This is a genomic window from Streptomyces canus, from assembly GCF_030816965.1.
Classification (GTDB): Bacteria; Actinomycetota; Actinomycetes; order Streptomycetales; family Streptomycetaceae; genus Streptomyces; species Streptomyces canus_E.
Window position 1 is genome coordinate 504,789 of sequence record NZ_JAUSYQ010000002.1, and the last position, 20,906, is coordinate 525,694.

Here is a 20,906-nt window from a genome sequence, read left to right on the forward strand (position 1 = left end):
GGTTCTGCCGGGGGCGCGCCCGGCGGAACCTACGACGTGCCCTGCAGCTGCCGTATGGTCCCGCCGAGCTTGTTCCTGGCCTGTTCCAGGTGCTCCGCCTTGGCGCTGACCACCCAGCGCGGGCCCACGAGGTACGTGCCGCCGTAGACACTGGCCGCGTCGAGCCACGCCTCCTTGTACTTCTCCGCGGGGAAGGTGGTGATGCGGTAGTCGGCCTGCCCCGAGTGGCAGAGTCCCTCACGCAGTTCGTCGGCCTCGATCCGGATCTCGGCCTTGCAGCCGGCCAGTCCGGCGATCACCTCGATCCTGGCCGCGGCCACGATGCCGGCCGCCGGCGCGGCGGAACTCCTCGAGGGCCGCGGCGTCTTGGCGGTGTCGTCCTCGCCTCCGCCGCAGGCCGTGACCAGCGCGAGGCTCCCGACGAGGGTGCCCAGCCGTAACACGGTGGTCCGATGGTTGCGTCCTCGTCGCGGCACGAGCCTCTCCGTATCCGGTCGGTGTACGGCTGCACCCTGGGGTACGGAAGATCGGTTACGCCTGTTCAGTCCCTGTGTGCGTTCGCTCGAGCCCGAGGGCCGTGCCGATGTCGGCGACGGGCCGATCCCGGGCGTCCCGCGGGACGCGATCCCGGGCCTGGGAGAGGTTCTCACCGCGGAGCCGGCACGTGAGACCACAGGATTCCGGACGGCAACGCGATGTCCGCGCAGGATGGAAGGGCCGGACACCCGTCTGTCCGACCCCTCCGCACCTACCGGGTCAGCCGCCGTTCAGCCGGGCACGCAGAAGCCCCTTGCCGATCTCGGCGCCCTTGCGGCTGTCCGCCTGGGCCTTGCGGAACAGGTCGGCGACCTCGGTGTCCTTGTCACGCTCCGCGTCCTGGATGTAGCTCTCCAGGCGCAGCGCGTTGCTCAGGCACGCCTCGACATACCAGATGAGGTTGTAGTCCTTGTCCGGCGTGCCGGTCGCGCCGCCGGTCTCCGTGCTGCTGGTCATTCGGGCCTCCTCCAGCGGTAGTCGTTCCGGAGGGGACGAGTACCCGTCGTGCGCAGGTCAGTCCCCATCGGTGCCCGAAAACCGAACCAGCGTGGACGGCGTGGGCAAGGACCGGCGGGAGTCGCGCGGAAACACGTCGCAGGGGGCGCGACCGGTCCCCCGTTCCGGTCGTTCCCCCTGCGGTGCGTCGAACTTACGTGACCTGCGTACCCTTGTGAATCGCGTCGATGCCCGCTGTGCGCGGCACAGGGCTCACCGGTGCACAGGTGAGTCCGGAGGGCCCGGATTGTCCGGGAGCAGGACGGGGTGTTCGAGTTCGCCGGTCGCCAGATGGGCCAGCACGACCTCGTAGAGGTCGCTGCCGGAGGCGATCAGCCGGCGTTCGAGAACCGGCTCGGCGCTGCGGACGTGTTCGCGCACGGTCTGCGCGTGGACGGCCAGTGTCTGCGCGGCCCGCTCCGCGTTGCCGCCCGCGGCGATCCAGCTGCGCAGCGTGCGGCGCAGGTCGCGGGCGTCGCCGTCCAGACGTCCCAGCAGTTCCCGCGCCCAGGTCCCCAGCGCGGGTCCGGCCAGCAGGTCACCCAGCCGGGCGCGCGCCTGAGTGGAGCCGCCGTGATCACTCTGTCCGTCTGCGAGGCTGACCTGGGTGCTCAGGGCCAGGTGGACGGTCGCACGGACGGTGAGGTCGGTGAAATCGGTCCGCAGCAGGGACTCGACGCGTTCCATACGGGCGCGGACGGTGTTGCGGCTGACGCCGAGGACCTTGGCCGCGCTCACGGCGGTGAACTCCAGTCCGAGCCGGGTGGTGGCGAGCAGTTCGGCGCGGGTGTGGTGCGGCAGGGTGTCGAGCGGGCGCAGCAGCCGGGCGGTCCACTCGCGCAGCGCGGCCGGGTCCATCAGGCGTTCGGGGTGGTTGCGCTCGGCGTACACCGCCGCCTTGTCCGGCCGTACCCGCGCCACGGCGAGAGCGCTGACCGCCTGCCCGTAGGCGGTGGCGGTCCGGGCGAGGCTCTGCCGGGAGCTGCCGCCGAGCAGGGTGCCGGGGGTGCGGTCGACGAGTGAGCGCAGGGCCTCGCCCGCCGCGTCTGCGGTGGTCACGACGATCACGTGCTCGTCCATGGCCGGACAGCGCACCACGAGTGCGCGGTCGCCGGTCACGCCGAGGCACTCCTCCACGAGCCGTTCCCGTTCCGCGGCGTCCCCCTCGAGCACGTAGACGCGCGCCGTCTCGGTGTCGAGCAGGCCGGGCCAGAGCCCCGCGGCGACGCGACGGGCGGAGACGGTGTCCTCCACCATGAGCAGCTGGAGGATGGCCAGGCGCAGATCGGACGTGGCCCGCTTCAGGCGCCGCCCGGCCGCGGTCGTCTCACGGGCGAGCAGCAGAAGTCCGAGGACCTGGACGGTGTGGGTGAGGATGTCGGAGGCGTGCCGGTCGAAGGGGTCCGGGCGGGCCACCGCGAGCACTCCGGCGGACGCCTGGTTCGGCTGCTCGATCCTGACCAGGCGCAGGTGGCCGTCCTCGTCGGCCGAGGCCGCGGAGGCGATGCGTCCGGCGAGGATGTCGGCGACCAGGCCCTCGTCCAGCGGTATGCGCGTACCGGCGACGAGGGTTCCGGTGTGGTCCTGGAGCGAGGCCGAGCCGTGCAGCGTCTTTGCGAGCCAGGCGACGATCCGGCGGACATCACGTCCTGTCGGCCGCAGATGGTCGAGGAGTTCCTGCGCCCATGTCGGGGGTCCGGCGTCCGCCGCCCGGCTCCGACCGAGTCCACCCTCCTGACCTGCCACGTCACCCTTCTCCTCGCCCCTCGCCCGGCATGGCACACCGCTCGGGACGTTACCTCACGTGCGGCGGGCGGGAGCTCGGCCGGACGCGGTCAGGTGGGAGACGTGCGTGGAGGTGCCCGTCGGGTAAGGGCGCGAGGAGAGCGGCCCCGGCACCGTGCGGTCATGGACCAGGCAAGGACCGGAGCCGCGGCCCAGCACGAACCGGATCGGCCTCGGCGGAGGCCGGAGGCGCAGCCCGTGTCACCGAGCCGTCCGGGCGCGCAGTGCGGTCGTGGACCAGGCGAGGGCCGGGGAGAGGCGGCCCGGCGCGGGGCATGCGTTGATGACGGCGAGTAGTTCGAGGTACCGGTCCCGGTGCGGATCGTGGGCGGTTTCCAGGCGGTTCAGCAGGTGGCGGTGCAGGGCGGTGTCGTCGGAGCGGTCCAGGGCGCGGGCGCAGTGTGCGCAGAGTGCTGTGACGAGGGGATCGGCCTCGGGCGACTCCGGCGCGATCCCCGATTCGAGAGCGGGTTCCGCGTGTACTCGGGCCAGGGCCACGACGTCCGGGCGCGGCGGCGTGGCGGCGTCGGAGCGGTGGGCCTCGACGGTGCGACGAAGGCCGGTCCGGAAGTCCGGGTCGAGGGTGAGTTCGGCCAGCTCGACCCAGGCTTGCAGTTGTTCCTCCGTGGGCCGGTCGGGGAGTTCCGGCGTCATGGAGCTGCGGATCCCCTCGCTGTCGGGTGCCACGAACACGGCGTCGAGGAAGGCGTCGACCAGGCGTCGGCGTTCGGTTTCGGGCAGTCGGGCCAGTTCGTGCATGCGATGGGCCTCCTCGGGCGTGGGCTTTCGTCGCGCCACGGTGGTCAGCACCGCCCGCCTCAGCCGCAGGACGGCGATCTGGGCGTCCAGCGCCGCGGCGTGCTGTGCGGCGACCTCGTCCAGAGCCGGCTCACGGTCGAGGATCTACCGGATCGCGTCGAGGCCGAGGCCCAGTTCGCGCAGTGTCCGTACGAAGGCGAGCCGGGCGACGGCCTCGGTGCCGTAGCGGCGGTAGCCGGCGGGGGTGCGGTCGGCGGGGGTCACGATGCCGTGGTCGGACCAGAAACGGATCGTCTTCACCGTCAGCCCGGTCTGCCGGGCAAGGTCACCGATCGAGTAAAGGGTTCCGCCGTCGTCCATGGCCTCATCCTGCGGTCTCCCTCCGGGGGAGACTCAACCCGGCCGTTTTGGCCCGTGCCGAGGCCTTCGGTCGTCCGAGCGCACACACGTCGGTCGGGGACGGCACCCATGTACCTGCGTCGCCGCCGTCCGGCGACGGCATAAGCTCGACGGATGGCGAAGTACTTCGACGTGCACCCCGACAACCCGCAGCCCCGCACCATCTCCCAGATCGCCGAGAGCATCCGCTCGGACGCGCTGATCGCGTATCCGACGGACTCCTGCTACGCGCTCGGGTGCCGGCTGGGCAGCCGTGACGGCATCGACCGGATCCGTACCATCCGGCATCTGGACGACCGGCACCACTTCACCCTGGTCTGCCAGGACTTCGCGCAGCTCGGCCAGTTCGTACGGGTCGACAAGGACGTGTTCCGTGCGATCAAGGCGTCCACGCCCGGCAGTTACACCTTCATCCTTCCGGCGACGAAGGAGGTGCCGCGCATGCTCCAGCACCCTAAGAAGAAGACGGTCGGCGTGCGCATCCCGGACCACGTCGTCACCCAGGCGCTGCTCACCGAGCTCGGAGAGCCGCTGCTGTCGAGCACCCTGCTCCTGCCCGACGAGGAGGAGCCGATGACCCAGGGCTGGGAGATCAAGGACCGTCTCGACCATGTGCTGGACGCGGTCGTCGACTCCGGGGACTGCGGCACCGAACCGACGACGGTGATCGACTTCTCCGGCGGCGAGGCAGAGATCGTGCGGCACGGTGCGGGTGACACCAGCCGGTTCGAGTAAATTCGAGTAAAGCGGCCCTCAAGTGGGAGGGGGGCGCGACGACCAGCTGGATGGTGCGTGCAACCATGTGCCCGGCCCGGTTCCGCCGGGTCGGCGACCTGCTCACCGTCGCATGCACAGAGAGGCACCCCCCATGACCTCCGCACAGGGAACCGCCGTCGAGATCCCCACCGAGGACGGCGTCGCCGACGCCTATCTGGCCCACCCCGGCGATGGCGTGCCCAGGCCGGCCGTCCTGCTCTTCCAGGACGCCTTCGGGCTGCGCCCCCAGCTGAAGTCGATGGCCGACCGGCTCGCCGAGGCCGGCTACACGGTTCTCGTGCCGAACCTGTTCTACCGTCACGGGCGCGCGCCGGTCTTCGAACTGCCCGAGTTCATCGACCCCGGCGCGCGGCCGGAGCTCTTCAAGAAGATCATGCCGGTGGTGCAGGCGCTCACGCCCGAGCTCGCGATGCGGGACGCCGGGGCGTATCTGCACTGGCTGGCCGACCGCCCCGAGGTCGCCGACGGCCCGGTCGCCCTCACCGGCTACTGCATGGGCGCACGGCTGTCCCTGCTCACCGCAGGTACCTACCCGGACCGGGTGGCCGCGGCAGCCGGTTTCCACGGCGGACGTCTGGCGACCGAAGCTCCGGACAGCCCGCACCTGGTGGCCGAGCACATCACCGCCGAGCTGTACTTCGGCCACGCGGACCAGGACCCGTCGCTGCCTCCCGAGCAGATCGAGCGCCTCGCCGCCGCGCTGACCCGGGCCGGAGTCCGCCACCGGTGCGAGGTCTACGACGGCGCCCCGCACGGTTTCACCCAGGCCGACACCGCCTCGTACCACCGCGAGGGCGACGAGCGGCACTGGGCGGCACTGCTCGACCTGCTCAAGCGCACGTTCTAGGACGAGCGCCGCACGGGGTGGCCGGTCGGCTCCTGCGTCGGCCCGACGTCCAAGTGGCGCCGCAGGAAGCGCACTTGGCCCTCCAGCAGCTGCCCCGTGAGAGGCGAGCCGATCGGCTGGTGGCCGGTGCCCGGCAGGAGCAGGAGTTCGTGCGGGAGTCTCGCGGTCCGTAACGCCTCGGAGAGGCGGAGTGTGTTGACCGCCGGGACGTTGGTGTCGGTCAGGCCGTGGATCAGCAGCAGCGGACGCGTCAGGCGGGGCGCGTCGAGGAGCAGGTTGCAGGCGTCGTACCGCTGCGGGAACGCGTCGGGGTGGCCGAGGAACCGCTCGCGCCAATGGGCGTTGTAGAGCCGCTGGTCGGCGACGCCCGCACCGGCCACGGCAGCGTGGAACACGTCGGGGCGGCGCAGCACGGCCAGGGCGGCGAGTGCCCCGCCGAAGGACCAGCCGCGGACGGCGACCCGGCCGAGATCGAGGTCGGGATCCCGGCGCGCGGCCTCGTGCAGGGCGGTGACCTGGTCGTCGAGGACGGGCCCGAACAGGTCGCCGTACACCTCGCGCTCCCAGTCGGGTCCCCGGCCCGGTGTGCCGCGGCCGTCGGTCGTGAGCACCGCGAACCCCTGCTCGGCGAACCACTGCGACAGCAGGACCCGCCAGTCCAGCTCCGCGGTGACGCGCTGGAGCCCCGCTCCGCCGTACGAGTCGACGAGCACCGGCAGCGGGCCACTGCCCCGGCGGTACCAGGAGGGGAAGTGGAGCCGGGCGGCCAACCCTCGGGGACCGAGGACGAGACGCTGTGGGTGGAGGTCGAGGACCGGGCGTTCGGCGTACGACAGGACAGCGACCGCCGGTGCGCCTGCCCGCAGCACCTCGGCCCGCCCGCCGGGCCGCTCGGCGTCACGGGTGATCCGGACCAGAGTGCCGCCGCGGGAGGTGCCGGAGTGGACGCCGGGCCCGGAACTCAGCTGCCGTAGGCCGGACTTGGGACCGTAACTCCACAGATGGGTCTCCGCGGGCTCACCGGAGGCCGTGAACAGGACCTCCTCGCCGTCGGTGCCGAGCACGGTCCGCAGCTGCAGCCCCCTGGGGGTCACGGGAGTTCCGTCCAGGGTGAGATGTCTCGTGCCCCGCAGGTCCCGGTGGGCGAGGAGAGCTCCGGATGCCGTACGCGTGGGCAGCCCGGGCACGAGCTGTACCCAGCACGGGTCGCGTTGCTCGTCCAGGACGGTCGTCCGCCCGTCGCCCGGCCCGATCCCGAGGAACCGGACGGCCTGCTGGTCACGGGACTGGACGACGGCCCAGGGTCCGTGTGCGTCCCAGCCGGCGCCCACGACGTACTCGAAGGCCGTCCGGTCCCAACTCACCGGTACCGGTGGGCTGTCGAGTGCGGAGAGCCACAGGGTGACGTCCGGATTGGGAGTTCCGGCGAGGGCGGTGCGGGTCGCCGGGGGTCCGGTCGGCTCGACCGTCGGCCAGGGCCGGACGTGCGTGAAGTCGGTCCGAGCGAACAGCAGTTGACCGCCGTTCGGGGACCACCAGTGCCCGCGGTTGCCGTCGAGGGATGTGGCGCCCGTGTGTACGGCGGTTCCGAACTCCACGCGGGGAGTGTCCGGTTCGGCCACCGAGCGATCCCCGGAGCCGTTCACCTCCACCACACGCAGGGCGCCGTGCGACACGTAGGCGATGTGACATCCGGTCGGATCGGGCCGGGGGTCAGCGACCGGGCCGACCACGGGCAGTCGGCGAGGCTCCCCCTTGCCCACGTCCAGCTTCCAGAGCCCGCCCGCCAGGGCAAAGGCGACGACACCGGTCGCCTCGTCGGTGCCGTAGGCCTCGATGCCGGCCGTTCGCGGCGAGCGCCCGTTGGCGAGCATCCGGAACGGGTCGGCCAGCAGCCTCTCCCTCCCCGAACCGACGTCCAACGCCCAGAGACAGGCGGCCGGATCGTCACCCGTGCGCCCACGAAGGAACAGGATGGTCCCTCCGTCGGGCGAAACGGTGAACCGCTCGGGGACACCTCGGGTGAAGCGGCAGGTGCGGACGAGTTGTTCGGGGAAAGTGGTGGGCGCCATGCGGGGGTTCCTTCCACCGCCTCCAAGGCACAAACGCGTGTTCGATAAAATCGAGACACACTACCCCAACCATCACTTTGTGTTACCGTCTAACCTTTGCGCACGCATGACCTCCTGCCGGGCCTTCCTCGGTACGTCTCCTCTGCGGAAGGCTCTGCATGAACCACCCGGACCACCACGGCACCCCCTCCTTCTCCGAGATGGCGCTACCGCCCCAGGTGCTGCGCACCCTCACCGAACACGGCGTGCGCGAGCCCTTCCCGATCCAGGCGGCCACGCTGCCCGACGCCCTCGCGGGACGTGACGTCCTGGGGCGCGGGCGCACCGGATCGGGCAAGACGCTCGCCTTCGGCCTGCCGCTGCTCGTCCGGACGGCCGGGCAGCGCGCGGAGGCGAAGCAGCCCCTCGCCCTGATCCTGGTGCCCACCCGGGAGCTGGCCCAGCAGGTCACCGAGGCGCTCGCGCCGTACGCCGACGCACTCCGGCTGCGGATGGCCGCGGTCGTCGGCGGCATGTCGATCGGCCGGCAGACCGCCGCGCTGCGGGAGGGGGCCGAAGTCGTCGTCGCCACGCCCGGACGGCTGCACGACCTCATCGAGCGCAAGGCCTGCCGCCTGGGACGGGTGCGGATCACCGTCCTCGACGAGGCCGACCAGATGTGCGACATGGGCTTCCTGCCGCAGGTCACCGAGGTGCTCGACCAGGTGCGCCCCGACGGCCAGCGGATGCTCTTCTCGGCCACCCTGGACCGTGACGTCGACCAGTTGGTCAGCCGCTATCTCAACGACCCCGTGGTGCACTCGGTCGACCCGTCCGCAGGCGCCGTCTCGACGAGCGATCACCATGTCCTGGTCGTCCACGGCCCCGACCGGTACGCCGTCACCACGGAGATCGCCGCCCGTGACGGCCGTGTGCTGCTGTTCCTCGACACGAAGCACGCCGTCGACCAGCTCACCCGGCATCTGCGGGCCGGCGGAGTGCACGCCGCGGCCCTGCACAGCGGCAAGTCCCAGCCGCAGCGCACCCGTACCCTCGCGCAGTTCAAGGACGGCCAGGTCACCGTCCTGGTCGCCACCAATGTCGCGGCCCGGGGCCTGCACATCGACGACCTCGACCTCGTCGTCAACGTCGATCCGCCCACGGACCCCAAGGACTATCTGCACCGCGCGGGGCGTACCGCCCGGGCGGGTGAGTCCGGAAAGGTCGTCACCCTGGTCCTGTCGGGCCAGCGCCGCGAGACGAGTCGGGTGATGGCCGAGGCCGGCATCGAGCCGACCGTCACCAAGGTGCGCTCGGGTGAGGCGGAGCTGAGCCGGATCACCGGAGCCAAGGCTCCCTCCGGCACCCCGCTCGACCGGGGACCCGCTGTGTCGCGGCCCAAGAACACCAACGCCCCCTTCCGCGGGCTGGGCACCAGCAAGGACGCCTCCCGCGGCACCGGCGGCAAGTCCCGGAAGTCCGGCGAGGCCCGCAAGCTCGCCGAGGCCCGGAGGGCGGCCCAGGTGCGTCGCGGCGGCTGAGCGCTCGTCGCCCTCCGGCGCGACGTTCTCGATCATCAGCGGGCGGGCGCCGGGCCCGGGCCGCCTCCCTGAGGGCGGCGGGGATGCGGCCACTCTCCTCGTCGTTCCAGGCGTGGAGGATGGAGGCCCACACGTAGGTGGTGAGGGAGTCAGGGCGCCCGCCTACCGCAACGTGGTCTCGTCGTCGGCGGACATGTCCTGGGTGCCGATGACGGAGAGCAGTTCCAGCTGGGCGGCACCCTCGGTGCCCGGCGGGGCGCTGAACCACAGCAGGCGCTGGCGTCCGTCCTCGCTGAACAGGGTGTGACAGTCGACTTCGACGACTCCCAGCGTGGGGTGGACGATGCGTTTGTGGTCGGTCCGCCGCAGGGCGACGTCGTGGATGTTCCACAGGGCGGCGAACTCCTCGCTGCGTCGCCGCAGATCGGACACCATCCCGGCGACTTCCGTGTCGCGGCCGCGCCGGGCGGCGACGGCCCGGAGGTCGGCGACGAAGGCCCGGGAGTGCTGTGGGTGGTCCTCGGTGGGATAGACGGTGCGGGAGACGGGGTCGGTGAACCAGCGGTGGACGAAACTTCCGGCCGCCCCCCGGCGCGTGGGAGCGCGGCCGACCAGCGCGGCGGCGAGTTCGTTCTGGACGAGGGTCTCGTGCAGGTCCGTGATGATCTGCGCGGGCGTCGTGGTGAGCCGGTCGAGCAGGCCGAGCAGGGCCGGCTGGGCATGAGCGTTCGAGCCGCGGGCCGCCGTGGGGACGGGCCGGTCGGCGAGGTGGAAGAGGTGGTCGCGTTCGTCGCCGCCGAGCCGAAGCGCCCGTGCGAGCGCGGCCAGCACCTGCGCGGAGGGCTGCACGTCACCTCCGCGCTCGAGTTCGGTGTAGTAGTCCGCCGACAGACCGGCCAGCTGCGCGACCTCCTCACGCCGCAGGCCGGGGACCCGGCGCCGGGGTCCGGTGGGCAGTCCTACGTCGGAGGGCCGCACGCGGGCGCGCCGGGACCTCAGAAACGCGGCGAGTTCGGCGAGATTCATCCGGCCATCATCACGCGGGACGCGGAGGCGGAGCCAGGGGATGCCGACCCCAGGGTGGACACAGCCCTGGCTGCGCGCGCGGCAGCGGGCGAGGGTGGTGTGCAGCGGCGGGCCCGCCCGACGGCTTCGGTCCGCATATTCGCCACCCGTGGACACACCCCGCAGACACAGATGGAGCAGCGCATGCCGTTCGCGAACTTCAAGGTCCCCGCCGGCACCCTCACCGAGGAGCAGAAGGAACAGATCATCACTCGCACCACCGAGCTCTACGTGGACGTCTACGGCGAACGCGCCCGCGCCACCACCCTCGTTCTCGTCGAGGAGGTCACCGACGGCGGCTGGGGCATCGGCGGCAACGTGCTGACTCTCGCCGAACTCGGGGGGACGGTGGGAAGTTGACCGCTCAGCCGTGAGGGGCGGAGTGGTCGACGGCCTCGGTGGTGCTCCTGCCACCGGCCGTACCCACGTCACCCCTCCCCCGCGCGGCCCCCACCACCAGTCGCCGGATGTCCGACAGATCGGCCTCGAACTCCGCGGTGAGGTCGACGGGAAGGTCCAGCCAGGGCCCGAGCCTGGTGTGGCCGGGGAGTTCGCTGTCCCGGAGTTGGCCGCGGCGGCTGCGTGGGTCGAGGGCACCGGGGGCGAAGCGGCCCGAGGCTTCAGACGTGGCAAAGCCGATGACGAAGGTGCTGATCAGCCGCTCCAGGCGGGGCACCTCCGAGTCCGGGACCCCGGCCTCGATCAGGGCCAGGTAGATGATGTCCACCGCGCGCACGGCGTCCGGTGTGACGGCGGGGCGCGAGAAGAGCAGGTGCGCGGCCCAGGGATGCCGCTGGGTCACCTTCCGGCAGGCGTGCGCGAGGGTGTTCAGCCGTTCGTCCCACGTCTGTTCCTCCACCGCGTCCTTCGGCAACAGCGCGGACAGCAGGCGTCCGACCATGCCGTCCAGCAGCGCCGCCTTGTCCTTGACGTGCCGGTACAACGCCATCGGCGTGACACCGACCCGTTCGGCCAGCGCACGCATCGACACCGCCTCCAGGCCGCGCTCGTCGGCGATGTCCAGTGCCGCGTCCAGGATCTCTTCCCGCCTGCCACCCATGGGTCTACAGTGTAGACGTATACGCCGTAGACATGAGGGGGCAAGATGCTCGTAGCGGGCGGGTTGGTGAAGTGTCATGGCCGTCATCGCGCGCTCGACGGCTTCGATCTGACGGTCGAACCAGGCGAGATCGTCGGCCTGATCGGCCACAACGGGGCAGGCAAGACCACCTTCGTGGAGATCGTCACGGGTCTTCTGCGTCCCGACGCGGGTCGGATCCGCATCGGGCCGTACGACGCGTTGGCCGAAGGGCTGGCCGCGCGACGGCTCATCGGGGTAGCTCCCCAGGAGCTGGCCCTGTACGGCAGCGTCACGGTGCGGGAGAACCTGCGGCTGTTCGCCGGCCTCGCGGGGCTGCGCGCGCGGCGCCGCGAGGCGGGGATCGCCCGGGTCCTTGAGGAGCTTGAGTTGTCGACGCTCGCGGACCGGCCGGTGGGCGTGCTGTCCGGCGGGCAGCGCCGCCGGGTCCAGGCGGCCACCGCGATGGTCGGCTCTGCGCCCCTTCTGCTGCTTGACGAACCGACCGCCGGGGCCGATCCGGAGACCCGCTCGGCACTGCTGGCAGCCGTCAGGGCGCGCGCCGAGACAGGTGTCGCCGTGGTCTACACGACCCACTACCTCCCCGAACTCGTCGACCTGGACGCCACGTTGGCGCTCGCGAGGGCCGGCCGGGTCATCGCGCGCGGCACCCAGGAGGAGCTGACCCGCCACCTGCCCGGCGAGCTCAGGGTCACCTTCGCCGACCCGGCGGAGCCCCAGCTGCGGATGCCGACCACGGATCCCGGCGCCGACCTGGCCGCCCTGCTCGCCTCCGGCCGTACGCCCGTCTCGGTCGACGTGCACCGCCCCAGTCTGGACGACCTGTATCACTCCCTGGAAACCGCAGCCCGTGAGGGGAGGCGGGGCCATGACGCCGCCGAGTGAGTCCGCCACCCGCCTCGGCGTCCTCGTACGTCACAACGCGCTGCTGATGCTGCGCGAACCCGGCCCGCTGCTGAGCCGGATGATCCTGCCGCTGGTCTTCATGATCCTGCTGCGTCCGCTCTACCTGTCCGCGCAGGGCAGCACGGCCGGTACGGAACAAGCTGTCGTCGGCACGCTGGTCACCTTCTCGCTGCTCGCGCTCAGCATCTCCGGCAACGCCATCCTCACCGAGCGGCTCGGCCGCACCTGGGACCGGCTGCGGGGCACGCCGCTGCATCCGGCGGAGCTGCTCCTCGGCAAGGCCGTCCCTGTGCTCACCGCCCTGCTCGCCCAGCAGCTCCTGATCGTCGGCTTCGGGGTGTGCGTGTTCGGGCTGCGGGTCTCGCATCCGTTCCTGGTGCTGGGGGTCCTGCTCAACTGGAGCTGCACGCTGCTCGCGCTCGGGGCGCTGCTCGGCGTTCTGGTGCGCACCATGGGCGAGCTCTCCGCGGCCTACGACATCGGCGGCATGCTCCTCAGCAGCGTCGGCGGCGCGCTCGTGCCGCTCAGCGTCCTGCCGGCGTGGGTGGCGGACGTGGCTCCGGCCTCCCCCGGCTACTGGGCCGCCCACGGCCTGCGCGCCGCTCTCGCGGGTGACGTCCGCACCGCGGCGGTGGCCTGCGGCACGCTCTTCGGCGTGGCCGTGGTCTGCGCCACCCTGGCCTCGGTCCGGCTTCAGGGCCGCAGCGGGCGGGTGGTGGCGCTCTAGGCGGGCACGTTCGCCCCGTGTCCGCGTCGGGCGCAAGCTGGAGAGGTGGCCCGTGGCCCCTTGCCCGACAGGGGGCAGGAGCGGTGGGGAGGATCGAGATGACGGCGATGGCGCATCTGCCCGAGGTGGTCTCACGCGCGGAGTGGCTCCTCGCCCGCAAGGAGCTGCTGGCCGAGGAGAAGGAGGTCACCCGGGCGCGCGACCGGGTCAACGCCGCCCGGCGGCGGCTGCCGATGGTCCGCGTCGAGAAGCCGTACGCCTTCGAAGGTCCGCACGGCGAGGTGAGCCTGCTCGAACTCTTCGAGGGCCGGGCCCAGTTGGTCGTCCATCACTTCATGTGGACCTTCGACCTCGACGCCGACGGCGCCGAGCACCCCCGCGACACGGGCTGCCCCAGCTGTTCCTCCGCGGCCGACCAGATCGGCAACCTGCGGCAACTCCATGTCCGCAACACCTCACTGGCCGCGGTCACGAGGGCGCCGTACGCGAGACTCGCCGCGTACCGGGAACGGATGGGCTGGTCGTTCCCCTGGTACTCCTCGGCGGGCGGCGACTTCAACTACGACTTCCACGCGACCGTCGACGAGCGGGTCGCACCGGTGCAGGTCTTCCACCGCTCCGAGGCCGAGCTCGCCCACGCCGGAACGCCCTGGTCGCCGAGCATGCGCGGCGACTGGCCGGGGATCAGCGCCTTCCTTCGGGTCGGCGACGAGGTCTTCCACACCTACTCCACCTTCGGCCGGGGCATCGAGGAGTTCCACAACGGCTATCCCTACCTCGACCTCACCGCCCTCGGCCGTCAGGAGGCTTGGGAGGAGCCCAACGGCCGCGCGACCCCGCTCGGGCTCCAGGTCGGCGGCCCGGCGATGCGGCTTCCGGACGAGTACGACTGAGCTGACGGGCACGGCTGAGCACCGATGACTTCCGCGTCCGCGCATGGTCTTCCTCCTATACGGCTCCCCCAGAACGGATGTGATGACCGTGCCGAACAGTTCCGCCCACGCCAAGGTCAACGGCCTGGAGATGTACTACGAGACCCACGGCGACGCCCCTGACGGGAACCGTCCGCTGGTGCTGCTGCACGGCGGTGGCCAGACGGTCGGTCTGGCCTTCTCCGCCGTACTGCCCGCCCTGGCCGCCGACCGGCATGTCGTGGCTCCCGAGCTGCAGGGGCACGGCCACACCGCCGACACCGACCGTGCGCTGACGGTGCCGGCTCTGGCGTCGGACGTGGTGGCGCTGCTCGACGAACTGGGCATCCAGCAGGCCGACTTCCTCGGGTTCAGCCTGGGCGGGCTGACCGCGCTGGAGATCGCCGTCAGGCACCCGGAGCGCGTCGGACGGCTCGCGCTCGCCGCCACCATGTACACCCAGGACGGGGTCCACGAAGAGGTCCGCGTCCCGGACTACAGCTCGCCCCGGCTGCCCAGCCAGGCCGACTTCCAGGAGATGGCCGACACGTACGCGGCCGTCGCACCCGACCCCGACCACTTCCAGGACTTCCTCGCCAAGATCTCGGCGGCGGCGCACGCCCCTCTGCCCTGGACCGCCGACGACCTGCGCGGACTGCGGGCGCCGACGCTGCTGCTCGTCGGTGACAGCGACTTCGTACGGGTGGAGCACGCGGCGGAGATGCAACGCCTGATCCCCCAGGCGCAGTTGGCCGTCCTGCCGGCCACCACGCACATGTCCCTCATGCGGCGGACGTCCCTGCTGCTGCCGCTGCTGGGCGAGTTCTTCGCGTGACGCGGCCGGCACAGCGGCCCGGGGGCCCGGAGATGGGGGGACGAGGCAGAACAGGCTCAGGCGAGGCCCCCGTTGCTCTTCAGCAGCTGCCCGTTGATCCACTGACCCTCCCGTGAGCACAGGAAGTCCACCAGGTGGGCGGTGTCCTGCGGAGTCCCGAGGCGGCCGAGCGGGGTGGCGCCGATGCAGTGCGCGCGAACCTCCTCGGTCATCCAACCGGTGTCGACGGGGCCCGGGTTGATGGCGTTGGCGGTCACGCCGAGATGGGCGAGCTCGTGGGCGGCGGCCAGCGTGATGCGGTCCATGGCGCCCTTGCTCGCCCCGTAGGGCAGGTTGCCGACGGTGTGGTCGCTGGTGAGGCTGACGATCCGGCCCGCGCCCTTTTCCGCGGCGAAGCGGCGGCCGAACTCCCGGATGAGCAGCCAGGTCGCGCGCGTGTTGACGGCGAAATGCCGGTCGAAGCTCTCGACGGTGGTGTCGAGCAGGCCGGAGTCGACCGACTCACAGTGGCTCATCACCAGCGCGGTGACTGGGCGGCCCAGCCGCCGCTCCACCTCGTCGAAGACCCGGGCCGGTGTGTCGGGGTCGGCGAGGTCCGCCTCGATGGCGGCGGTGGCCGCGCCCCGCTCGGACAGGCTCGCCTCGATCGCCTCGGTGGCGCCGGACTCGGTTCCCCAGGCCATCCGTGCGTCGTACGGGTTCCAGTAGGTGAAGGCGATGTCCCAACCCGAGCCCGCCAGCCGCTGCGCGATACCGGCGCCGATACCGACGGTGCGGCCCACGCCGGTGATCAGGGCGAGGGGGCGGGCGGCAGAGAGAGATGGTGTTGTCACGGGACGGGATCGTTCACGAGCGACCCCCGGAGCGGCAAGCGCTTTTCCCGACCACAGACGCGTGCCAGCCCCCGGCCGAGGACCTGACATCCGCTCAACTCTGGCACGGTGGCAGCCCCCGGGAGACCGCTTGGCTGAAACCCACCTCATTGTGACTTAAGTTCAACCGCGCTATTCGACGGTTCTCCTCTTACCACCGGTAATGCCTTGCTTTACCGGATCGCCTGCCGTAACCCTTCGACGACAACCAGCCAGAACTCTGGGGGGAGTTGGCTTATGGAAGGCACAGTTGACGGGTTCCGCTATGGTGCGGTGACCCCGGTGGCCGCCTACTTAATGGCGTGCCTGGGAGGGGCCCTGGGGCTGCGCTGTATCGTGCGCACCCTGCTCAGCAATCAGTCGTGGAGGGCCGGCTGGCTGGCACTCGGTGCCGCCTCGATCGGCTGCGGCATCTGGACGATGCACTTCATCGCGATGATCGGTTTCCAGGTCGTGGAGACCCGGATCCGCTACAACACCGGACTCACGGTCCTCAGCCTCGCCGTGGCCATCGTCGTCGTGGGCATCGGCGTGTTCATCGTCGGCTGTCGCGGCGCCAGCACCCTGAACCTGTCCTTCGCCGGCGTGATCACCGGGCTCGGCGTGGCGGCCATGCACTACCTCGGCATGGCGGCCCTGCACCTGAACGGGACGATCCGGTACGACGCCACCACGGTCGCGCTCTCCGTGGTCATCGCGATCGTCGCGGCGACCGCGGCACTGTGGGCGGCCGTCACGATCCGGGGTTTCACGACGAGCCTCGGAGCCAGCCTGATCATGGGCGTCGCCGTGACGGGGATGCACTACACGGGCATGTCCGCGGTCAGCGTCCATGTGCACAACAGGACCGGCGGCTCGTGGGCGGGTGATTCGCCCACCTCGCTGCTGCTGCCCATGCTCCTGGGGCCGGTGATCTTTCTGCTGCTGGCCGGAGTAGTGGTCATGTTCGACCCGCTCCTGGTGCTCGGCGACGGCGACTGGAACCGCCGGTCCGCCTCGACCGCGAGCACCGCACCGCAGCCCGACTCGGCCTTCGAGAACCAGGAGGACCAGGAGGACAGGGTGGTCCACGCCCGGGCACCGCAGGATCCGCAGTGGGCCGCGCCGCACAGCCCGCAGAGGTGAGAGTCGCCCCCCTTCCCGGCCGTTTCTAGATCGTTGTTACGGTGCACCGGTGTCTGACTCCTCACGCGATACCGCCGAAGGCGCCGGCTGGGGCTCTGCCCAACTCGGCGAGTACAAGCGGCTGATGCCGTCCAAGGTCGAGAAGATCTCGTGGCTGAACCCCCGGACGTTGTGGGCCGCCCGCAACGGCGTGGTCGCCTCCTGGTTCGGGGACCCGACGGGCCGTACCCGAAGCCGCTGGGTGGCCCAGCGCGCGGCGGCCGGCGCACCCGCCGACAAGCTGATCCGGCGGGAGGACCCCGAACGCTTCTCGTTCATGGTCATCGGCGACACCGGCGAGGGCGACGATCCTCAATACGCCGTCGTGCCAGGATTTCTGAAGATCGGTCAGGACACGAGGTTCGCGGTCGTCGCCAGTGACGTGATCTACCCGGTGGGCAGCGCGGACGACTACGGCACCAAGTTCTTCCGGCCGTACCAGGACTATCCGGCGCCGATCTACGCGATACCCGGCAACCACGACTGGTACGAAGACCTCGGCGCCTTCATGCGCGTCTTCTGCGACGACGCCCCGCCCCTCGACCCCGAGCCCGCGCCTCGTCCCCTGACCCGCGCCTGGGTGCGGTCCCTGCTGTGGCACCGACCGCGCACCGACGACGGCCAACGCCTGGACGGAGCACGCCGGTTGCGGGCGGCACCGGCCCAACGGACCGTCCAGCCGGGTCCGTACTGGGCCGTCGACGCCGGCCCGCTTCGCATCATCGGCATAGACACCGGGCTGCTCGGCACCATCGACGCCGAACAGGGCGCCTGGCTGCGCGAGGTCTCGCGGGGCCCGCGCCCGAAGATCCTCATCACGGGCTCGCCCCTGTACGTGGACGGCGAGCACCACCCCTGCGCCATCGAGGGCGGCGGCACGGTCGACGACATCGTGCGCGCCCCGGAGCACCACTATGTCGCGGCGATCGGCGGCGACATCCACAACTACCAGCGCTACCCGGTCGACGTGGACGGTCGCACCATCCAGTACGTCGTCTCGGGCGGCGGCGGCGCGTTCATGCACGCCACCCACACCATCCCGCATGTCTCGATCGCGAACGTCACCGAGAAGGACTTCCGCTGCTATCCACTGCGCGGTGACTCCCTGGCCTTCTACAGCAGGCTCTACGGCCGCAGGCTGCACCTGCGCCGCTTCTTCACCCTCACCGAGGCCGAGGCCACCGCGGTGATCGCCGAGCGGCTCGGCATCCCGCCCACCCGTCTCCCGGGCGAGCCTGCGCGTGTCACCTTCCGTATTCGCCTGGTCGCCAGTCTCCTGGGCGCGGGCGGCCGCCCGGACCGCGCCTCGCGGTTCCGCCTCCCGGTGCGCAAGATCTACACGCAGCTGTTCTCGCCCGGTTCGGCGACGTACAGCCCGCCGTTCTTCAAGTGCTTCCTGCGCCTGGACGTCACTCCGGAGGCGGTGCGTCTGCGCTGCTTCGCGGCCACCGGCAACCTCGCCCAGGAGATCGACCCGCCGGTCGAGGACGAGGTGACCATTCCCTTGCCCCGGTCTTGACCCGAAGGGCCCGGCGACGGGGAACATCATGCGGGACGGGCGGGTTGGCACTGCCGTACTACTTGATACATCAAACAACCCGGAGGACCCGTGCCGTCGTCCCCCCGCCCTCTGCGCAAGCTGGGCTTCCTGACCATCGGCCTGTTCGACGAGGCGGATCCGCGGCGCGGCCACGAGTCCACGCTGGAGATCATCGAGCTGGGCGAGCGGCTCGGCTTCGACAGCGCGTGGCTGCGCCACCGGCATCTCCAGTACGGCATCTCGTCCCCCGTGGCCGTCATGGCGGCGGCCTCGCAGCGCACCAGCCGCATCGAGCTCGGCACGGCCGTGATCCCGCTCGGCTGGGAGAACCCACTACGGCTGGCCGAGGACCTGGCGACGGTGGACATCCTGTCCGGCGGCCGGATCAACCCGGGGGTGAGCGTGGGCCCACCGATGCACTTCGAGGAGGTCAAGGGGGCGCTGTACCCGAACACGGCCGACGCCGAGGACTTCTCCTACGAGCGGGTGCGGCGGCTGCTGGACTTCGTACGCGGCAAGCCGGCCAGCGACTTCAGCGGGGTGCAGGGCTTCGAGGTGTTCTCCGACCGGGTGCAGCCGCACTCCGCCGGCCTCGGCCGACGCCTCTGGTACGGCGGCGGCAGCCTGAGTTCGGCACAGTGGGCCGGTGAGCACGGTATGAACTTCCTGACCAGCAGCGTCGTCAAGGCGGAGGGCGCCGAGGGCCCGTACGACTTCGCTCAGATCCAGCTCTCGCACCTCCGTGCCTTCCGCGCCGCCCACCCGGACGGCGCGGACGCCCGGGTGTCCCAGGGGCTCGTCGTCATCCCCACCGACTCGGCCTCGCCGGAGCAGCGCGCGAAGTACGAGGCGTACGCGGCGAAGCGCACCCCTCGGACCACGTCACCGCAGGGCCCTGCGCGGTTGATGTTCGCGCCGGACATCGTCGGAACGTCGGAGGAGATCGCCGAACGGCTGCACGCGCACGCGGCGTTCCGTGAGGTCGACGAGGTGGCGTTCGCGCTGCCGTTCACCTTCGAGCACGAGGACTATGTGCAGATCCTCACCGACATGGCGACGAAACTGGGTCCGACGCTGGGCTGGCGGCCGGGCACGTAGACCTGGCCGACGGCCGAGGGGGCCGAGAGGTGACGGCCCTGGGCGGGCGGAGGAGCGACGGGCCGGATGGACACCGAGGGACAGCGGCCCGGAGCAGCCCGAGAAGCGGCAACCCCAGGGCAACCCAACGGACGACGCACCAGACAGACACCGAGAAACAGCGGCCCACAGCAGGCCGAGGGACAACGGGCCGGATGGACCGAGGGGCGGCGGGCCGGAGCGCCGAAGGGAGAGGTGGGTCGCATGCCGACGCCCCCGGTGGGCTGAGCAGCGACGGCCCACAGCACCGACGACACAGGCGCGCCACACACCACACGCCCGGACCGAACCCGGCAACAACACCTCGGAGCGCCGACGGGAGAAGTTGGCCGCATGGCCGACACCCCGGACGGGCCGAGAAGCGACGGCCCACAGCACCGACGACACAGGCGCGCCACACACCACACGTCCCGAACGAACCGGGGTACCGACCTCAGACTCGGGCCACCTGGCCGGCGCCGCCCCATGGCGCCGTCACCAGCGCCCCACCTCGGTCCCGGTGATCGCCTCCGACGGCGTGCCGTCCGGCCCCACCGGTACGTCCCCCGCCAGCATCACCCGGTGCATGGTCCGGGGGAAACCGAGGTGGGCGTTGTCGCCAGGAGCCAGGTGGATGGTGGCCCGGTTGTCCCAGAAGGCCACGCTGCCCGGCTGCCAGCGAAAGCGGACCGTGTACTCGGGCCGGACGGCCTGTTCGAGGAGCATGTCGAGGATCGCCCGGCTCTCGGCACGGGAGAGGCCGGCGATCTGCTCGACGTAGTAGCCGTTGACGTAGAGGATCCGCTCCCCCGACTCGGGGTGCACCCGCACCAGCGGGTGCAGCGAGGCGACCTGGTGGTCCAGGAGATGGCGGACGTAGGCGTCGTCGCCCGGACGGGGCTGGTAGCCGACCCCGAGCCGGTGCTCCACGCGCAGGCCGTCCACGAACGCCCGCACCGGAGCGGACAGTCCGGCGTAGGCGGCCGCGAGGTTGGACCACGTGGTGTCGCCGCCGTACGGCGGAACGGTCTCGGCGCGCAGGATGGTCGCCGCGGGCGGGTCGACACGGGCGCCGTGGTCGCAGTGCCAGCCGCGCAGCAGCGTGTGCCGCCGACGCTGCAGCCACTCCTCGTGCTCCATGCCGAACTTCCCGCCCAGCTCCAGGCGGTCGGCGGTCGTCTCGATCTCCGCGAACTCCGCGGGCGAGGCACTGCCGCGCCTGCCCAGGACGACGGGCTCACCGAACCTGCGGGCGAAAGCCACATGGCCGGCGTGGTCGAGCTTCTGTCCGCGGAAGAACACCACCTTCCAGCGCAGCACCGCCGCCCGGATCGCGGCGACCACGGAGTCGTCGAGATCGCCGGCCAGATCGACCCCGGTGATCTCGGCTCCGATGTGCCCGGCCACCGGGTTCACCTCGATGCCCGCGTCCCACTCCACCGTGCCCTTGTCCGTCGTCATGCGTGCTCCGTTGATCGCC

19 protein-coding genes and 1 pseudogene are annotated in these 20,906 nt (G+C 71.4%); 11 read left to right on the forward strand and 9 right to left on the reverse strand.

Annotation, left to right across the window (positions count from 1 at the left end):
• Window positions 1-29: 29 nt before the first annotated feature.
• The 4 genes and pseudogenes from QF027_RS03210 to QF027_RS03225 all read right to left on the reverse strand — a co-directional run bounded on the left by QF027_RS03210 (window position 30) and on the right by QF027_RS03225 (window position 3,936).
• Window positions 30-476, reverse strand: coding sequence for a hypothetical protein (locus tag QF027_RS03210; RefSeq protein WP_306986220.1), 447 nt, complete (start codon window positions 474-476; stop codon window positions 30-32).
• Between the two features lie 280 nt (window positions 477-756).
• Entirely contained in the window at window positions 757-993 is a 237-nt protein-coding gene (locus tag QF027_RS03215; RefSeq protein WP_059209764.1) for a hypothetical protein, read from the reverse strand.
• Window positions 994-1,245: 252 nt separating this feature from the next.
• The gene (locus tag QF027_RS03220) at window positions 1,246-2,778 is read right to left on the reverse strand and encodes a helix-turn-helix domain-containing protein (protein ID WP_307072483.1); all 1,533 of its coding nucleotides are present in this window, start codon (window positions 2,776-2,778) and stop codon (window positions 1,246-1,248) included.
• Window positions 2,779-3,018: 240 nt separating this feature from the next.
• A pseudogene (locus QF027_RS03225) lies at window positions 3,019-3,936 on the reverse strand (MerR family transcriptional regulator).
• A 153-nt stretch (window positions 3,937-4,089) separates the two neighbouring features.
• Between QF027_RS03225 and QF027_RS03230 the strand changes: the two are divergent.
• Window positions 4,090-4,710, forward strand: coding sequence for an L-threonylcarbamoyladenylate synthase (locus tag QF027_RS03230; protein WP_037712834.1), 621 nt, complete (start codon window positions 4,090-4,092; stop codon window positions 4,708-4,710).
• A gap of 133 nt (window positions 4,711-4,843) precedes the next feature.
• Window positions 4,844-5,599 carry a dienelactone hydrolase family protein gene (locus QF027_RS03235; protein WP_307072485.1) on the forward strand — a complete coding sequence of 252 codons (756 nt, stop codon included), beginning with the start codon at window positions 4,844-4,846 and terminating at the stop codon, window positions 5,597-5,599.
• Here the strand turns inward: QF027_RS03235 and QF027_RS03240 are convergent.
• Complete coding sequence (locus QF027_RS03240; protein WP_307072488.1) at window positions 5,596-7,671, reverse strand: S9 family peptidase; 2,076 nt, start codon at window positions 7,669-7,671, stop codon at window positions 5,596-5,598. The two genes, QF027_RS03235 and QF027_RS03240, sit on opposite strands and share 4 nt — an antisense overlap.
• A 158-nt stretch (window positions 7,672-7,829) precedes the next feature.
• Between QF027_RS03240 and QF027_RS03245 the strand changes: the two genes are divergently transcribed.
• Window positions 7,830-9,191, forward strand: a complete 1,362-nt coding sequence (locus QF027_RS03245; RefSeq protein ID WP_306986217.1) for a DEAD/DEAH box helicase — start codon at window positions 7,830-7,832, stop codon at window positions 9,189-9,191.
• A gap of 162 nt (window positions 9,192-9,353) precedes the next feature.
• Here the strand turns inward: QF027_RS03245 and QF027_RS03250 are convergent, their stop codons facing one another.
• Entirely contained in the window at window positions 9,354-10,217 is an 864-nt protein-coding gene (locus QF027_RS03250; RefSeq protein WP_307072490.1) for a helix-turn-helix transcriptional regulator, read from the reverse strand.
• A gap of 183 nt (window positions 10,218-10,400) precedes the next feature.
• On the opposite strand from QF027_RS03250, the gene QF027_RS03255 reads away from it, so the two are divergent.
• Window positions 10,401-10,616: a 4-oxalocrotonate tautomerase family protein gene (locus QF027_RS03255; protein ID WP_306986215.1), complete on the forward strand. Its 216-nt coding sequence runs from the start codon at window positions 10,401-10,403 to the stop codon at window positions 10,614-10,616.
• A gap of 4 nt (window positions 10,617-10,620) precedes the next feature.
• Here QF027_RS03255 and QF027_RS03260 read toward each other — a convergent pair whose 3' ends face one another.
• Window positions 10,621-11,316, reverse strand: a complete 696-nt coding sequence (locus QF027_RS03260; RefSeq protein WP_307072492.1) for a TetR/AcrR family transcriptional regulator — start codon at window positions 11,314-11,316, stop codon at window positions 10,621-10,623.
• A gap of 45 nt (window positions 11,317-11,361) precedes the next feature.
• Here QF027_RS03260 and QF027_RS03265 point away from each other — a divergent pair, with 45 nt between their 5' ends.
• The 4 genes from QF027_RS03265 (at window position 11,362) to QF027_RS03280 (ending at window position 14,734) form a co-directional block, all read left to right on the forward strand.
• Window positions 11,362-12,240: an ABC transporter ATP-binding protein gene (locus QF027_RS03265; protein WP_307072494.1), complete on the forward strand. Its 879-nt coding sequence runs from the start codon at window positions 11,362-11,364 to the stop codon at window positions 12,238-12,240.
• On the forward strand, window positions 12,224-12,988 hold the full coding sequence (locus QF027_RS03270; RefSeq protein WP_307072497.1) for an ABC transporter permease: 765 nt from the start codon (window positions 12,224-12,226) through the stop codon (window positions 12,986-12,988). The genes QF027_RS03265 and QF027_RS03270 overlap by 17 nt, the downstream gene beginning before the upstream one ends.
• Before the next feature lie 83 nt (window positions 12,989-13,071).
• Window positions 13,072-13,881: a DUF899 domain-containing protein gene (locus tag QF027_RS03275; protein WP_444876084.1), complete on the forward strand. Its 810-nt coding sequence runs from the start codon at window positions 13,072-13,074 to the stop codon at window positions 13,879-13,881.
• Between the two features lie 82 nt (window positions 13,882-13,963).
• On the forward strand, window positions 13,964-14,734 hold the full coding sequence (locus QF027_RS03280) for an alpha/beta fold hydrolase (protein ID WP_307072499.1): 771 nt from the start codon (window positions 13,964-13,966) through the stop codon (window positions 14,732-14,734).
• A 56-nt stretch (window positions 14,735-14,790) separates the two neighbouring features.
• On the opposite strand, the gene QF027_RS03285 is transcribed toward QF027_RS03280, so the two are convergent.
• A complete protein-coding gene (locus tag QF027_RS03285; RefSeq protein WP_307072501.1) occupies window positions 14,791-15,567 on the reverse strand; it encodes an SDR family oxidoreductase in 777 nt (258 codons plus the stop codon).
• A gap of 276 nt (window positions 15,568-15,843) precedes the next feature.
• Between QF027_RS03285 and QF027_RS03290 the strand changes: the two genes are divergently transcribed.
• From QF027_RS03290 to QF027_RS03300, 3 genes are all read left to right on the forward strand, one after another.
• Window positions 15,844-16,731, forward strand: a complete 888-nt coding sequence (locus QF027_RS03290) for an MHYT domain-containing protein (RefSeq protein WP_307072503.1) — start codon at window positions 15,844-15,846, stop codon at window positions 16,729-16,731.
• 49 nt (window positions 16,732-16,780) lie between these two features.
• Window positions 16,781-18,289, forward strand: a complete 1,509-nt coding sequence (locus QF027_RS03295; RefSeq protein ID WP_307072505.1) for a metallophosphoesterase family protein — start codon at window positions 16,781-16,783, stop codon at window positions 18,287-18,289.
• A gap of 90 nt (window positions 18,290-18,379) precedes the next feature.
• Window positions 18,380-19,408 carry an LLM class flavin-dependent oxidoreductase gene (locus QF027_RS03300; RefSeq protein WP_307072507.1) on the forward strand — a complete coding sequence of 343 codons (1,029 nt, stop codon included), beginning with the start codon at window positions 18,380-18,382 and terminating at the stop codon, window positions 19,406-19,408.
• Between the two features lie 513 nt (window positions 19,409-19,921).
• On the opposite strand, the gene QF027_RS03305 is transcribed toward QF027_RS03300, so the two are convergent.
• Window positions 19,922-20,887, reverse strand: a complete 966-nt coding sequence (locus QF027_RS03305) for a TauD/TfdA dioxygenase family protein (protein WP_307072509.1) — start codon at window positions 20,885-20,887, stop codon at window positions 19,922-19,924.
• Between the last annotated feature and the right edge of the window lie 19 nt (window positions 20,888-20,906).

Coding starts and splice junctions, on each gene's coding strand:
- QF027_RS03215 (WP_059209764.1), bottom strand. CDS start 993: ATGACCAGCAGCACGGAGACCGGCGGCGCGACCGGCACGCCGGACAAG.
- QF027_RS03230 (WP_037712834.1), top strand. CDS start 4,090: ATGGCGAAGTACTTCGACGTGCACCCCGACAACCCGCAGCCCCGCACC.
- QF027_RS03235 (WP_307072485.1), top strand. CDS start 4,844: ATGACCTCCGCACAGGGAACCGCCGTCGAGATCCCCACCGAGGACGGC.
- QF027_RS03240 (WP_307072488.1), bottom strand. CDS start 7,671: ATGGCGCCCACCACTTTCCCCGAACAACTCGTCCGCACCTGCCGCTTC.
- QF027_RS03245 (WP_306986217.1), top strand. CDS start 7,830: ATGAACCACCCGGACCACCACGGCACCCCCTCCTTCTCCGAGATGGCG.
- QF027_RS03250 (WP_307072490.1), bottom strand. CDS start 10,217: ATGAATCTCGCCGAACTCGCCGCGTTTCTGAGGTCCCGGCGCGCCCGC.
- QF027_RS03255 (WP_306986215.1), top strand. CDS start 10,401: ATGCCGTTCGCGAACTTCAAGGTCCCCGCCGGCACCCTCACCGAGGAG.
- QF027_RS03260 (WP_307072492.1), bottom strand. CDS start 11,316: ATGGGTGGCAGGCGGGAAGAGATCCTGGACGCGGCACTGGACATCGCC.
- QF027_RS03265 (WP_307072494.1), top strand. CDS start 11,362: ATGCTCGTAGCGGGCGGGTTGGTGAAGTGTCATGGCCGTCATCGCGCG.
- QF027_RS03270 (WP_307072497.1), top strand. CDS start 12,224: ATGACGCCGCCGAGTGAGTCCGCCACCCGCCTCGGCGTCCTCGTACGT.
- QF027_RS03280 (WP_307072499.1), top strand. CDS start 13,964: ATGACCGTGCCGAACAGTTCCGCCCACGCCAAGGTCAACGGCCTGGAG.
- QF027_RS03290 (WP_307072503.1), top strand. CDS start 15,844: ATGGAAGGCACAGTTGACGGGTTCCGCTATGGTGCGGTGACCCCGGTG.
- QF027_RS03305 (WP_307072509.1), bottom strand. CDS start 20,887: ATGACGACGGACAAGGGCACGGTGGAGTGGGACGCGGGCATCGAGGTG.